This window comes from Rhodoluna sp. (assembly GCF_036721215.1).
GTDB lineage: Bacteria > Actinomycetota > Actinomycetes > Actinomycetales > Microbacteriaceae > Rhodoluna.
The window spans coordinates 240,847-255,412 of the sequence record NZ_DAIMLM010000001.1 but is presented as its reverse complement, the minus strand read 5'-3'; the positions used below and the strand labels follow the sequence as shown (position 1 = coordinate 255,412).

The window sequence follows — 14,566 nt, the reverse complement described above, 5'->3', positions numbered from 1 at the left end:
GTGACTCGGCAAAAGAAAAACCCCCCAAGCTAATTGCCTGGGGGACTTTTCTTCCAGTGAACTTATTACTTAAGGGTTACTTTTCCACCAGCTGCTTCTAGAGCTGCTTTTGCCTTCTCAGCAGTTTCCTTGTTTGCACCCTCAAGGATTGTTGATGGAGCACCATCAACTAGAGCCTTTGCTTCTCCTAGACCTAGGTTGGTAAGTGCACGCACTTCCTTAATAACCTGGATCTTCTGGTCACCAGCAGCGTCTAGAACTACGTCAAACGCGTCCTTCTCTTCTGCTGCTTCACCAGCTCCGCCACCGGCTGGAGCTGCTGCTGCAACTGCAACTGGAGCTGCTGCGGTAACTTCGAATACCTCTTCAAACTTCTTTACGAAGTCTGAAAGCTCGATTAGAGATAGCTCCTTGAAGCCATCGATTAGCTGTTCGGTTGTCAGCTTTGCCATTTGATTTTCTCCTTATTTTCTTTGTTAAGCGTTTGTCTCTTGCTTGGCACGTAGGGCGTCGATAGTGCGGACGGCCTGAGCCAGCGGAGCTTGGAACATGTAAGCAGCCTTGAACATTGAAGCCTTGAACATTCCAGCGGCCTTCGCCAATAGAACTTCACGGCTTTCTAGATCAGCAAGCTTCTTAACCTCGTCTGATGACAAAGTGACGCCATCCATGATGCCGCCCTTGACCACTAGAAGAGGATTTGCCTTGGCAAAGTCGCGCATTTGCTTGGCCACGTTGACTGGGTCTCCGTGAACAAAAGCCATTGCAGTCGGTCCTGCTAGCTGACCGTCAAATGCGGTCACTCCAGCGTTCTTTGCTGCAATCTTGAGTAGCGTGTTCTTTGCCACGGCGTAGGTTGCGTCAGCACTGATTGAGCGACGAAGTGTCTTCATCGCTCCAACAGTGAGTCCGCGGTACTCGGTTAGCAGTACGGCACTCGAGCTTTGGAATTTCTCCGTTAGCTCGGCGACGGTAGCTTCCTTGTTCGCCATGGCACTCCTTGATTATCTGTATTTGTCGGCAGCCCTAAGAAACAAAAAATGCTCCTCACGTAAGCGAGGAGCATAAGGAATTAGAGCAAAACTCTAGAATCTTTACTTCTACACCTACGTGGGCAAACACTTTGTGTTTCTTAGTCAAAACAAGCCAAATTCCAAGAATTCTTGGGATTTGTCCTGCCTCAAACCGACGGTCTTTGGCTTCCTACAGTCTAGAGCTTCAGGGGGTTAGCTGTAAAGCTCGAGTTTTGACCTAACCTCTAGATAGGTGAAAACCTTTTCCAGGCCCAAGCAAAAAGTAAACCCCACCCCCTAAGGGGTGGGGTTTTTTAGCGCTGTCTCGATCGCTTTTACTCCTCGAACTATTACTAGTTCGAATACTTCTTAGCCCTTGGGCGCTTCTCACCTGATGGCTTGTCGGCCCAACGACCCTTACCAGAACCCTGGTAGTTGCCTTTTTTCTTTGGTCTTGAATCACGATCACGGTCTCTTCCGCGGTGGTTAGAGCCTCCGCCTCGAGAGTCTCCGAAGTCCAGGATGTCTGGTGCTGCCGGAGGTGGCGCAATTGGACCAGCTAGTTCTTCCAGCAATTCAGATCCTGGACGAACATCAGTGATCTTGGCATCGCGCTCGGCGCGGTGCAGAAGGTCTTCGACCTTGCGACGCTTTGAACGTGGAATCAAGGTGATAACAACACCTTCCTTACCGGCACGGCCAGTACGGCCGGAGCGGTGAAGGTAGGTCTTGTATTCCTCTGGTGGGTCAACCTGGATAACCAGTGCAACATCATCAACGTGGATACCTCTAGCTGCAACGTCGGTAGCAACAAGGACCCTTACGGCACCTTTAACAAAGCGCTCCAAGTTACGAGTTCTTTGGTTCTGGTTTAGATCTCCGTGCAGTCTTGCTGCTGGAACGCCGTTGTTGGTAAGTGACTCGCTTAGACGCTCTGCTGTCATCTTGGTACGAGTGAAGATAAGTGACTTACCTTCTCCTTGAACTAGGCGAAGAAGGACCTGGCTACGATCATCTGGGTCAACTACCAGCACGCGGTGCTCGATTGTTGAGTTCTCCTGAGTCTCGTTAGGAACTTCGTATACGTAAGGATTTGGCATGAACTCGCGAACAAGTGCATCAACTTCACGATCCAGTGTGGCCGAGAACAGTAGCTTCTGGCTTTCTCCGGTTGCCCGTAGAACACGCTTTACGCCTTCGATGAATCCAAGATCACACATGTGATCGGCTTCATCAACGACCATGGTCTCAACTTCGCTTAGGTCAATGATGCGCTGCGCCATTAGGTCTTCTAGGCGACCAGGGGTGGCAACAACGATGTCAACACCGCGGCTCAGAGAAATCTCTTGACGGCGCTGTGGAACACCACCGTAAACACAAGCTGTGTAGAAACCAACCGAGCGTGCTAGTGCTGAAACAGTTCTGTCGATCTGATCTGCAAGTTCACGGGTTGGAGCCAAGATCAATGCGCGAGGCTTGTTTGGTTTTCTTGGCTGGGAGCCTGCTGCAACCAGTTTCGAAATAATCGGAACGGCGAAAGCAATTGTCTTTCCAGAACCAGTTTTTCCGCGACCCAAGACATCTCTGCCTTCCAAACCTGCTGGAATGGTCGACTGCTGAATCGGGAATGGAGTTTCAGCTCCAAGGCCGCGAAGTGCGGTGACAAGCTTTGGGTGCAGACCCATCTCTTCGAAACTTCCCTGAATGAGAATTTCTGAAGCGTCAGCAACAACTAGCTTTTCTAGAACCTTGTCCTCAAAGAATGCTTTGCGGTTTGGGTTCTTGTCGCGAGCGCCAACAAAGCTGGAGTCACGAGACTTGTCTCTTGAGACTCTGTCTTCGCGGTACGGGTTACGGTCGCGGTCATACTCTCTCGAGTTTGAACGTGGCTCGTAAGTTCTTCCAGATTCCCTTGAAGAGTCTCTTAATGAGTCTCTAGAACCGCGGAAAGAATCGCTGGTGAAATCCCTCGCTGGACGATCGGAGCGGAAACCGCGATCATTGCGAGCTGGACGCTCAGATGAATCTGAACGGTATCCAGATCCTGATCTGGAACCAAAGCTACGATCAGAAGACCCTGCAGGCTTGCTTGGTCCTCTTGCTTCATAGCCTCTAGATTCAGATGGTCTTGAGTCTCTGGAGTCAGAAGATTTTCTGTCTGAGTAAGAAGGCTTATCTGACCAGTTCTTTTTGGCTGGACGGTCGGACTGACCCTGGCCGTAGCGTGGCTTATCTGACCACTCACGTCTTGGGGCATCGCTTGATCTTGGTGCGCGATCGTCGAAAGATCTAGGTGCGCGAGTTGCGCGGTCCTCTGCTGTGTGACGAGGCTTACGAGCCGAGTCTGTCTTTGGACCTCTTGGTTCCCAGTTGGAACCGCGGTCTGGTTTGCGGCCGCTCATTTCGCGAGCGTCAGTTGTACCCTTGCGGTGTGATTTTTTCGGTGCAGCAGATGATCCTGCGAAACTTGAAGTTCCAGATCTTCGTGGTGCGCCTTTAGCTGCTCCAGTTTTTGGACGCGGAGCTGATTTGCCGAAATTAGGCATAGTTTTAATTGCTTCCTCTTTATGTGGCACGCGCGGGCAAGAAAAAGCACAATTCATGTGTTGTTTCGTTGCTGCGTGTGTCTTTGCGGTCTAGTCGAACTGCGCTAGACCCTAAGCATTCCCGGCTAAAGACCGACAGCTATAAGAGGTAAAGACTGATGCACCTAAAGTGCACTGCAAACGACTACTGCTGGGAAGTTCCCAACAACACAAGCCTAGTTGGCAAGAAACAATAAAGCTAGGAAAAATTTCCTAGGAAATAATGCCTCGAACCTTCAGTTCTGCGCTTAGTTCCGCATCAGATGGCTCAACTAGGTGCTTGCCATCAGCAAAAACGATAACTGGGATGTTAGTTCTTCCGGTAATAGCCTTGGCTTCCTCGGTAAATTCAGGACTTGTTTCGACGTCTTTCTTGTCGAAATCAACACCCAAGGTGTTCAAGAGTGCCTCTGATCTGCGGCAATCGCCACACCACTGTGCTCCGTAAAACGTTACTTCTGACATTGCTATCTCCTTATAATTTTCTCTTCTGGTATCACTAACTGCTTCCCATCAAAGCTGATTCCCGCCAAATCTTCAACCACAATGTCAGCATCGGTCTCTAATGCCCTTTTGGACACCCCAACAACAAAGGCCGCGCCTGCTGCTAGGGCTGCTTTGACCCCAGCATCGGCGTCTTCAAAGACAATGCAATCGCTCGCGCTAAAGCCCAGCTTCTTAGCTCCAAGTAGATATGGATCTGGTGCAGGCTTGCCATGTTCGACGTCATCACCACTAACAAACTGCTCGGGCAGCGGTAACCCTGCTGCCTTGATACGTGCCCTTCCAAGATTTGAATTAGCAGAGGTGCAGATTGTCCAAATACCAGCTGGCAGTGAATGCAAAAGATCTACTGCTCCAGGGAGTGCGTGAGTCTTATCCGCCGATAATTGCTCGAGCTCATTTATTCGATTGTTAGCCGCTTCGAACCTAGCTTCGCCCACTAGTTCAAGAATTAAATCTTGTGCTCTAGTGCCGTAGTGATTCGAAATTGAGAAACCCTCGAGACCGAATTCCTGCCCAAGAATTCCCCAGGCAACATCTACGGCGGCGTGAGAATCTACTAAAACCCCATCGTTATCAAAAAGGAGCGCACTGGCTCTAAGAATCATTTGCGCTTTCTTGTAGCAGCAGCCATTGCTTTGGGCTTGGTTTTGGAGTTAGGTGCAGCTTTCTTGCTTGCTGCTGACTTAGAAGCAGGCTTGCTTGCGTTTTTCTTGGTTGGAGAAAATGGGGCTGTTTGATTGCGCTCGGTAATAAACAAATAGATTCCAACAGCTGCTATCAATAGCAGCACAAGCGCTGGCACCATTGACTCAAAGAACCAGCTCCACTCAAACGGTGCTATTTCCCAACCCGGATCGAACACAAACTCTTCGCCCTCAGCTGGTTCTATATACTCTGGCCAAATTCTTAGAGATTCAATGGCGCCAGCTCCAAAAGTAAAAGACATTATTGAAACTGTTGCGCCAAACACGATAGAAAGCACAAAGTTCAAATTCGCAGCTCCTGCTGCCAAGGTTTGTCTAACTCTTGGAGGAGCTGCCTTGGCAGCTTTTGCCTTTGAGGAGAATCTGGTTCCAAGCAAAATACCCAGCGCGATGATGACCTGGATAACTACCCAAACCCAAACCTGGAGATCAGTTCTGGTGATGTCGTAGACAACGAGTCCAAAGATGATTGCGACCGCGGTGAACAGGATTGGAATGGCGTAGCCAAGACCAAGAGCTTTCTCCGAATCGGACATGCCCTGCTTCTTGGTCTGCTTGACGGTTTGCTTTCTGTAAACAAAAGCACGCAGCAAGATGTAAATCACGAGGATGGTTGCCAAGACAATTGGCACATAAACATCAAATAAGCGAACCAAAAGGTTCACGTTTTCCTGGCCAAAGCTATTGAAAGCATTTAGGAAATTACCGATTGCATAAATAGAGCCACCGACCAGAGAGATAACGACGGTTAGATTGGTGAATCTGTGAGCTGCTCGAGGAAGTGGTGCATCAAGTCCAGCAAGTTCTCTGGCGTGCAGGGACATTTGCTGACCTCGAAGAGCGAGCAGTCCAAACACAACGATTCCAACCAGGTATAGATAGGTAGAAATCTGAACAATCTGGGTTTCCCCAAGATACATTCCCTCGCTGTCATAAATCGGCAAGACATATAGGTCTGAGTAGATAGCGAACATGAACAATGTCCAGCCCACCACAAGGCCAATAAGAGGGGTGATGATTGCTTGTTTAGCTAATTTGATTTCCATATCTTAAGCCTACGCCCGACCCATAAACTTGAGGGATGATTGTGGTGATTGGCGAAGCTCTTATTGACCTAATTGAGAGTAAAGCGGACTCTGGCAGCTACCAGGCGGTGGTTGGCGGAGCAAATGCCAACGTAGCCATCGCGCTAGCCCGAGCAGGAACCCCGCAGCAACTTCTTGCAAGAATATCTTCAGATTCTTTCGGGCAGAAGATTAGAAATCGTCTTGAATCAAACGGTGTTGGGCTTGACTACGCAATTGATGCTCCCGAGGCAACCTCACTTGCAATTGCGTCAATTGGTCCTGCCGGTGGAGCAAAATACTCTTTTTACGTTGAAGGAACCGCTGACTGGAACTTCACCCGCGAAGAATTGCCGACCGCAGCAATACTTTCTGAAATCGGAGCGAAGGCTTTGCAGTTTGGCTGTTTGACGATGGCATTAGGTCCTGGAAACATCATCATCGAGTCTTGGGCCGGCGAATTTTTCAAAGAGGGCTCGCTTACTTTGTCGCACGATATCAATGTTCGCCCAGCCCTTGGCTTTGACGCATCAGTTGAGCGCGAAAGAGTGGAGCGAATCAATTCCATTTCAAATATTGTTAAAGCCTCCGACGATGACATCAACTGGCTCTACCAACTTGCGCCTGGATCTAGCGTGGATGAAATTGTTTGGGGCTGGATTGGCAACACCGACCAGGTTGTGTTTGTAACCCGTGGACCAGATGGCGTAAGCATTTACCGCAAGAACAAGGTCCGCATTGATGTGGCCTCCCGGGCAGTTAATGTTCAAGATACCGTGGGCTCTGGCGACACCTTCTGCGCACACATGCTCAGTGGGCTGTTAGCTATTGATGCCTTGGGTGCGGATCCGGATCAAAAACTAGCTGCAGTAACAAGTGACCAATTGGTTCAGATAACTCGGGTCGCAGCCATTGCTGCGAGCATTGCCTGCGAAAGAGTTGGGGCAGAGCCGCCAACTAAAGCTGAACTAGCAGCTGTTATTGCAGCTATCGCTTAAAGGGACAGTGCCTGCACTCCATTGCGCAGCAGCGATCAAAGTTGGAAAGTTCTTTAGCCGTAAAGACAAAGTTTCCATTTACTGGATCTTTATAGCCCGGTTGATCTAGTACCATTGCCAATTCGTGACGACGCAGCATCTCTTCGCGCGCAGGGTGATCCTCAGCCAGTCTCTTCGGGTGAGGAAGGCTGAGTGGTCTTCGGGTTTGGGTTGGTCTAGGCATAGAACCTAGACGCTATCTTGTGCCAGAACCATTTCTGCGTAAGAGCGCGTTGTGTCGCCCGATCTTGTCCTCTCCCAGTTCAAGCTCAACTCATTCAGGACTTTGGTTCCATAACCTGGGGTAGCACCTTCGAGAGGTGCCTTTCCGTTATCTGTTACCTCGACGCTGAACCTAGTTGGGTCAATTTGATTGATTGTGACTTTTACCTTGCTAGCTTGGCCGTGCTTGATGGAGTTTGTTACTAGCTCCCGAGCTAGCTCAATTGTTGCTTCGCAGGTCAACGGCTCGTTGGTTATCGCTAGCTCTAGTTCAGTTGGGATTTCAATTTCAACTTCAACACTGCCTGACCAAAGTTCTTTGATTTGGTTGAGAACTGAAAGCAATGTTTCGGATTCAAGTCGGTTTGGATTGTTTAGTTGCTCAAGAGCAGTCTCAATGTCCTTTTGAACCTTAGTTAGATAATCAGGGGTTGGGTTGTTGGTTTGAGCCATGCCCATCGCCGAGGCGTATAGGGCAGCTTGAATAGGACCGTGTAACAGCGCGGCCATCCTTTTGCGGTTGAGCCAAAGCTCCTGCGAGAGCCTGGAGGAAATCACCTCCAGCTGTCTGTTGACATCTTTTAGGCGCTCGGTTGTTTCTCTTCGTTGGAGCTGGACAAGCTGAGCAAAAAATAATAGAAGCCCTAGGCTCCACTCAAAAAACAGCATGGTGAACACTTGAGCATCGGTGCTTTGCATGTTCAGTATCGGCTTCAAAACAAAGAAGGCACTCAAAGGGAATGCATAAATAAGTGGCACAAGAACCCAGGCTGCCAAGGTAGGGATTTCAAGTTTGTAAGTGAGCGCCTGCACAATCCGGCCAAAACCAAAGACGAGTGCAAAAATCAGTGTCAGCACGATTAGCGCCATGGCTGGCTCCTCCAGCAAAACGGTGCTCGAAACCAACAAGCCGATGGACATCGTTGCCGCCCAAAATGGAATCAAGAACTCTCCAAGAATGACTCGCTTGGGAAGAGCTGATTTAACCCTTACGGCAGCTGGCTCATTCTCGAAGTTCAACTCATCTTGCCCCTCCGCTACTTCCCTACTAAGGGGTCTAACAACTTCATCGGCAGCATCTCTTAGGGATCCAATAACAGCTGCAGATGAGGCGGAAGCTAGTGTCTCTTGGATCTTTCTAATTGCAGGGCGTATCAAGGATTCAACTTTCGCGCTTAGCTCTTCTTGCTGCTGTTGCACCCTTGCCAGAACTCCAGCCGATCTAACCTGCAGTCTCAAGCGCTCAGCGGCAAGCATCGAAAGAGCCTCTTTATGCCTTGCATAGTTTGAAACAACAATCGCGTTCAAGATAAGTGCGATAAGGGTAAATAGCGGACCACCCACCAAGCGATATAGAATCTCCCCTTCTTGAAATTGCCCCGACAATATTGAAAACTCGAGCAGAGTCAGTCCACGAATTAGTCCAGCCAGAGCAAAAACAACCATCAGTAACGCCGGCCGACTGGGCCTTGGTTTATTGGGAAGAAAAATCCGAGCGATCAACAAAGGGATTATGGTGGCAATGTAACCAATGGTTGCGCTGATTAGTCGATACTCAAAAGTTGAGTCAGATCTTGTTTGATCAAAAATGATTCCAACACCGAAAGCGGGGATCAGGAAAAGTAAAAGTACCGGGTTGGAGAGTGCGTATCTAGATCCAACCTGTTGGAATAACCTCTTGGCCGTTGGGCGATGAGGTTTATACTCTTCGGTCACTGATCAGTCGCTACCGCACCAACAGCGCTTAGGTAAGCCTTAGAAGCGGCAATTCGAGCATTACCTGATCCGTTGGCATCAATATCAAGTGCTTGAAAAATTCTAGAAATCATTCCTTCAACAGCTCTAACCGTAGTGCCACGAGTTTCTGCAATCTGACTGTTAGACATTCCCTCGGACATCAGCTGCAAAACAGCTAATTGCCGTTTTGATAAATCGGCCAATGGTCTTCCTTCGGCTTGGTCATGACGAAACTTGGAAACGTCTTCTTCTTTCAAAACTGCGTTGACGGCATCCACTAGTTCTTTGGAATCAACCAGTTGTGACTTTCTCAGATATGCCTGCGATTGCTTGACCGCTTTGGAATCTTTTTTTGCAAATCTTGGATCAGGAAGATTAGTTAGGAAGACGACACCAATGTCCGGTGACTCTCTTGCTAGGTACTCAGCAAAATCAAAACCATCAGGTCCAGGGCCTAATTCGATATCCACGATGCAGGCATCAGGGTCAACTGCCTTACAAGCACGCTTGGCATCTGATGCGTTCGCGGCTGTTGTGACATGAAAGCCAACGGCTTCCAATGATCTAGCAATTAGATCTCGAAGTAGGGACTCGTTTTCGACCACGACAAGGGTTCTTGATGTTGGCACTGGAACCTCTGTTTCTGGATTTGTGGACTGAATCCAATTATGACCTCCCGAACTTTTTCAGGCAAAAAAACATGGTGGTGACCGAACATTAGCCCTCCAAGTCAAGGTCTAGGCTTGTTCAATGACCAAATACACAGCTTTAGCCAATGAGGTATCTTCCAGAGTCCCAGCAGGGTTTCTGTTTGGAGCCGCCACTTCATCTTGGCAAATTGAAGGCTCTAGCCACACCCGAGGAAGTTCCATTTGGGACGATTTCGTTAAGGTTCCAGGTGCAATCGTTGATAAAGCAACCGCGGACCCGGCTTGCGATCACGTCAATCGACTCGAAGAAGATCTTGATTTACTTGCCCGATTGGGTGTTGACACTTACCGTTTTTCTGTTTCTTGGCCAAGGGTTATTCCCGGTGGTAAATCTGCTGTTGATCAAAAAGGTATTGATTTCTACGACCGGCTAATCGATGGACTACTAAAGCGTGGGATTAAGCCTTCCTTGACTCTTTATCACTGGGACCTACCAAGTGAGCTGCAAGCTCAAGGTGGTTGGGCTTGGGAGGGAATCTACGAGCAATTCCAGCACTACGCCGATGTCGTGTCCTCTAAGTTTGCCGACCGCGTCTTTAGTTGGGCAACACTGAATGAACCTTGGGTTGTGGCTTACCTAGGTAACGCTGCTGGTATTCACGCACCCGGTATTAAAGATCCTGCGACCTCCCTTGAGGTCGCCTACAGACTTATGGTTGCAAGCGGCAAAGCTATCGAGGTTCTTAGATCAAACAAAGCAAACAATCCAGGCATTGTTCTAAACCTCACCACAATCATTGCTGACGATGAAGAAATTGCCGACGCCGCAAGACATATCGATAACCTACAAAACAGGTTCTGGCTAGATCTACTAGCTGGTCGAGGAATCACCAGCGAGATCAAGGACTCAACAGCAAAATACACCGACTGGGATTTTGTCACTGACGATGGCTTGAAAGCTGCCGCTAACAGGATTGACTGGATGGGAGTGAACTACTACTCCCCGATGCGGGTGGCATCAAAGCCAGCAGCTGGACCAGGTCACATCGTTGGACAAGTGCCGGCTCTTTTCCCCGGATCTCCTCCAGTGCACTTTGTTCCACGGGAGCCTCAAACGGATATGGGTTGGGAGATTCACGCTCCATCTCTTACTTCCACCCTGACCCGAATTGCTAAGGACCTACCTGGTGTACCGCTATACATAACCGAAAACGGCGGGGCCTTCCCGGATAAGTTAATTGACGGTGTTGTAGACGATCAAGATCGAATCGATTACTACGCTAAACACCTGCACGCCGCCTTCGATGCCATCGAGCAAGGAGTGGACCTTCGCGGTTACTACGCCTGGTCGCTCATGGACAACTTGGAGTGGGCCGAAGGTTGGACCAAGCGCTTTGGAATTGTTCGCGTTTCCGAAAATGACCTGACCAGGATTCCAAAGCAGAGCTTTGAATTTCTCAAAAAGGTTTTTGAGGAAAGAAACTAGCCCTTTACAGATCCCGCTAGCAATCCGCGCACGAAGTAGCGCTGGAGAGCAAAGAACACGATTAATGGGACAACCATAGAGACAAAGGCACCTGCTGTTAGTGTCTCCCAGCCAGACCCTCTAGTTCCAACCATCTCCGCCAAGCGCACGGTTAACGGAGCAATATCCTTAACTCCTCCACCGAAGGTAAGACCGACAAGCAAGTCATTCCACACCCACAAGAACTGGAAGATTGCGAAAGAAGCAATAGCGGGAATGCTAAGTGGCAAAACCACCTGTCTAAACAGGGAGAACCATCCGGCGCCATCAACCCTGGCAGCTTCAATGAGCTCACGAGGAATTTGGCGCAAGAAATTATGCATAAGGAAGATCGCAAGTGGCAAAGCGAATATGGTGTGTGCGATCCAGATTGGAATGTAAGTTCCGGTGATTCCAAGCGGTGGAATTATCACGTCCTCGCCAATCATGAACCCCTTGGCAAACAACTGCAGAAGCGGGACTAGCGACATCTGAAGTGGAATCACCTGAAGAGCAAAAATGCTAAAGAAGATAAAGTCCTTGCCCTTGAAATCAAACCAAGCCAAAGCGTAGGCGGCAAACACTGCAATCGTTAGCGGAAAAATTGCTGCCGGTATGGTGATCGCAAAACTATTAAAGAAATACTGGCTAAGTGGTGGCGTGACAGAGGAGCCAAGAAACAGAACGTTCTGGTAATTCTCCAACGTTAAGTTTGGGTTCTCAAGAATTGTCCACCAACCGGTTGCGTTTATGTCTTTTTCTGGCCTGACGGAGCTAACTAACAAACCAAAGGTCGGAATGGTCCAGAAAATAGCAATAATGATTGCTGCAGCCGAAGCCCAAGGAGAACTGAAGGCGTCTTTCATCCGCTGGCTTCCCTTGGTCAGGTTCAAACCCTTGGTTGCTGATTTCTTACTCATCATCGCTCCGTTCTATCGAGCTTGAGCTGACGAATGTTGTACCAAATAATTGGCACTACACCCAAGAACAAGATGATAGCCAGGGCGCTACCGGTTCCATAATTTAGCGCCCTGAAGGTCTGGGAATACATCTCATTGGCTATGACGTTGGTCTGAAAGTTACCGCCGGTCATGGTCCGAACAATATCGAACACCTTCAAGGTTCCGATGGTGATCGTTGTCAAAACCACAACAATCGAGGACCTGATCATCGGGACAGTTATTTGAACAAAGCGCTTTAGCTGGCTAGCGCCATCAAGCATGGAAGCTTCTACTACCTCATCTGGGATGTTCTTCATGGCAGCAGACAAGACCACCATGGCAAAGCCAGTTTGAATCCAGATCATTACCGCTATTAGCAAGAAGGTGTTTAGTGGGTTTTCCAAGAGCCAGTTAGGCGGTGTAAACCCTAAAGCTTTTGAAAACGCACTGAGAAGACCTATGTCTACCTTCTTTAGGTTTGGCTCAAAGTCGTATACGAACTTCCAAATAATTGAAGCTCCCACCATCGAGATTGCCATGGGCATAAAAATTAGTGACTTGACCGCTGAAGCCGATTTCATGCGGTCGGTCAGATAGGCAATCACTAGACCAATAAAAGTGGATGCCAACGGCGCAACAATTACCCAAATGGCAGTGTTACCTAGAACCTGGAGAATTTCTGGTCTGGTGAAAGCCCAAACGTAGTTGTCCATCCCAACAAACACTTCGCTGTCAGCATCCATAAATGACAGGATCAAAGTTCTTATGGCTGGATAAATCAATCCAATAATCAGTAACGCTATAGCTGGTACCAAAAAAACCAGGTACCTAACCCACTCTTGAGTCTTGACCGAGGTGCGCTCAGCTAACACAAACATCAAAAATATAATTGCGGCAAATGCCAAAAGGCCAGATACCAACATAATCAGATTGGGAGCGATAATCTCCCAGCCAGTTTTTCTGGCGACTATGTCAATAGCAAACATTTAGGTCTTTCCCAGTTGTAGTGAAAGTGTGGGCCCTGATTTGCATCAGGGCCCACACAATTCAATTACTTGTGTTTCTTGGAATTAGCTTAGCTGGCTGGCCAAGAAGCCTGAATGGCCTCTAGCACGTCAGCATCTGCCTTGTCCTCTGCAACCCAAGCGGTCATTTCCTTCCAGAAAGAACCTGCTCCAACAGCTGCTGGCATCAAGTCTGATGCGTCGAAGCGGAAGGTGGTTGCGTTCTGAAGGATCTCAACAGCTACAGCGTTTACTGGGTCAGCAACGTTTGCAGTGTCTAGACCTAGGTGAGCGGAGAACCAAGTACCCAAAGCGGCCTTCTTGTTGTTCCACTCAGCTGTGGTTAGGTATAGCTGAACAGCCTGTACTTCTGGACGGTCAGAGAAAGCTCCTACGAACTCTCCACCACCCAAAGCTGGCTTGTTGTCAGCAGATACACCAGGGAAGTAGAAAGTGGTAATTCCACCCTCAACGTCGGTGTCTTCTGGGGTAACGATTGTTGCTGCGTAGTCACCCTTTAGGATTCCACCGATGAATGATGCCTGACGGTGCATTGCGCAAGAACCGTCAACGATACCTGCTCCACCATCCTGGAAGGTTGTAGTTGCAATAGAAGCAACGTCGCCTACGTAGTCAGGGTTCTTCAGGATCTTTCCAGCTTCAGCTAGAACTTCGGCAACCTTAGGGTCGTCGAACTTCATCTCGTTGGATACCCACTTGTCGTAGGTCTCTGCGTCCTGGAAACGAAGCATTAGGTCTTCCATCCAGTCAGTTCCAACCCAACCGGTAGCGTCACCGGAACCGAAACCAACACACCAAGGCTGAACATCAGTCTTAGCAATTTCGTCAGAAAGGGTTAGTAGCTCTGCCCAAGTGGTTGGGATTTCCCAGCCATTGTCAGCAAAAGTCTTTGGTGAGTACCATACGAAGGACTTTACGTTTGCACCTAGTGGAGCAGCGTAGAAGGTTCCGTCAACGGTTCCGTAGTTCTTCCAGTCTGGAGTGTAGTTAGCGTCTACTGATGCAGCTAGTGCGTCAGAAGCAGGAACCATCTTGCCAGTCTCAACCATCTTCTTTAGAAGACCTGGCTGTGGGAAAATAGCTAGGTCAGGTGCAGTTCCACCCTCAACGCGAACAGGTAGCTGAGCTTCGAACTCCTGGCTTCCGTTCCAGTTGATGGTGATTCCGGTGCACTCTTCAAATTCCGCGAATGACTCTTGGAATAGGTCGGCCTCTGGGCTAACGATGGTTGTGTACATCTCAACCTCGGTACCCTCATTGCCTAGGTAATCGGCGTAGGCAGCACAGTCTCCAGTAGCGGTTGTATCTTCCGCAGCTGGTGCACAACCCGATAGAGCAAGTGCTGCAACTGCAAGAGTTGCAACACCAATTGTTGAACGACGGCGAATAGTTGCCCTCATTGGTTCTCCTTATTTATCGGTTTGATTGATCAATCAATTTGATTGTTTACGGCCCAAGGGTTGGCCCCCAAGCCCAATCACATCCATAAGGCTAGCCCAGCATTACAAAGCCCCCTCGTTGTCACAGTAACGGGTTGATAACAATCCCCCTGTCCCCCAGAATCCCCGTCAATCCAA

Annotated in this window: 14 protein-coding genes; 2 read left to right on the top strand and 12 right to left on the bottom strand. The window is 49.0% G+C overall.

From position 1 onward, the window contains the following. Window positions 1-65: 65 nt before the first annotated feature. The 6 genes from rplL to AC9UCN_RS01300 form a co-directional block, all read right to left on the bottom strand. Window positions 66-452, bottom strand: a complete 387-nt coding sequence (gene rplL / locus AC9UCN_RS01325; RefSeq protein ID WP_509523048.1) for a 50S ribosomal protein L7/L12 — start codon at window positions 450-452, stop codon at window positions 66-68. Window positions 453-476: 24 nt separating this feature from the next. Then, the gene (gene rplJ, locus AC9UCN_RS01320) at window positions 477-992 is read right to left on the bottom strand and encodes a 50S ribosomal protein L10 (RefSeq protein WP_509523047.1); all 516 of its coding nucleotides are present in this window, start codon (window positions 990-992) and stop codon (window positions 477-479) included. 374 nt (window positions 993-1,366) lie between these two features. Beyond that, entirely contained in the window at window positions 1,367-3,559 is a 2,193-nt protein-coding gene (locus tag AC9UCN_RS01315) for a DEAD/DEAH box helicase (RefSeq protein WP_509523046.1), read from the bottom strand. A 252-nt stretch (window positions 3,560-3,811) separates the two neighbouring features. Then, complete coding sequence (locus AC9UCN_RS01310; RefSeq protein ID WP_509523045.1) at window positions 3,812-4,063, bottom strand: glutaredoxin family protein; 252 nt, start codon at window positions 4,061-4,063, stop codon at window positions 3,812-3,814. Window positions 4,064-4,065: 2 nt separating this feature from the next. Beyond that, window positions 4,066-4,710 carry an HAD-IA family hydrolase gene (locus AC9UCN_RS01305; protein ID WP_509523044.1) on the bottom strand — a complete coding sequence of 215 codons (645 nt, stop codon included), beginning with the start codon at window positions 4,708-4,710 and terminating at the stop codon, window positions 4,066-4,068. Next, a complete protein-coding gene (locus AC9UCN_RS01300; protein ID WP_509523042.1) occupies window positions 4,707-5,855 on the bottom strand; it encodes a hypothetical protein in 1,149 nt (382 codons plus the stop codon). The genes AC9UCN_RS01305 and AC9UCN_RS01300 overlap by 4 nt, the downstream gene beginning before the upstream one ends. 35 nt (window positions 5,856-5,890) lie before the next feature. On the opposite strand from AC9UCN_RS01300, the gene AC9UCN_RS01295 reads away from it, so the two are divergent. Further along, window positions 5,891-6,871 carry a carbohydrate kinase family protein gene (locus AC9UCN_RS01295; RefSeq protein WP_509523041.1) on the top strand — a complete coding sequence of 327 codons (981 nt, stop codon included), beginning with the start codon at window positions 5,891-5,893 and terminating at the stop codon, window positions 6,869-6,871. Here AC9UCN_RS01295 and AC9UCN_RS01290 read toward each other — a convergent pair. From AC9UCN_RS01290 to AC9UCN_RS01280, 3 genes are read right to left on the bottom strand one after another with little or no spacing between them, the layout of a single operon-like run. Next, entirely contained in the window at window positions 6,861-7,094 is a 234-nt protein-coding gene (locus AC9UCN_RS01290) for a DUF5522 domain-containing protein (RefSeq protein WP_509523040.1), read from the bottom strand. The genes AC9UCN_RS01295 and AC9UCN_RS01290 overlap by 11 nt on opposite strands. A 5-nt stretch (window positions 7,095-7,099) precedes the next feature. Then, complete coding sequence (locus AC9UCN_RS01285) at window positions 7,100-8,848, bottom strand: sensor histidine kinase (RefSeq protein ID WP_509523039.1); 1,749 nt, start codon at window positions 8,846-8,848, stop codon at window positions 7,100-7,102. Beyond that, window positions 8,845-9,498: a response regulator transcription factor gene (locus tag AC9UCN_RS01280; RefSeq protein WP_509523038.1), complete on the bottom strand. Its 654-nt coding sequence runs from the start codon at window positions 9,496-9,498 to the stop codon at window positions 8,845-8,847. The genes AC9UCN_RS01285 and AC9UCN_RS01280 overlap by 4 nt, the downstream gene beginning before the upstream one ends. Before the next feature lie 121 nt (window positions 9,499-9,619). Here AC9UCN_RS01280 and AC9UCN_RS01275 point away from each other — a divergent pair, with 121 nt between their 5' ends. Continuing rightward, window positions 9,620-11,005, top strand: coding sequence for a GH1 family beta-glucosidase (locus AC9UCN_RS01275; protein WP_509523036.1), 1,386 nt, complete (start codon window positions 9,620-9,622; stop codon window positions 11,003-11,005). Here the strand turns inward: AC9UCN_RS01275 and AC9UCN_RS01270 are convergent. The 3 genes from AC9UCN_RS01270 to AC9UCN_RS01260 form a co-directional block, all read right to left on the bottom strand. Then, a complete protein-coding gene (locus AC9UCN_RS01270; protein ID WP_509523034.1) occupies window positions 11,002-11,943 on the bottom strand; it encodes a carbohydrate ABC transporter permease in 942 nt (313 codons plus the stop codon). The two genes, AC9UCN_RS01275 and AC9UCN_RS01270, sit on opposite strands and share 4 nt — an antisense overlap. After that, entirely contained in the window at window positions 11,943-12,950 is a 1,008-nt protein-coding gene (locus AC9UCN_RS01265; protein WP_509523032.1) for a carbohydrate ABC transporter permease, read from the bottom strand. The genes AC9UCN_RS01270 and AC9UCN_RS01265 overlap by 1 nt, the downstream gene beginning before the upstream one ends. 89 nt (window positions 12,951-13,039) lie before the next feature. Continuing rightward, window positions 13,040-14,389 (bottom strand): ABC transporter substrate-binding protein, encoded by a 1,350-nt coding sequence (locus AC9UCN_RS01260; RefSeq protein ID WP_509523030.1) that lies wholly within the window; start codon window positions 14,387-14,389, stop codon window positions 13,040-13,042. Window positions 14,390-14,566 lie beyond the last annotated feature (177 nt).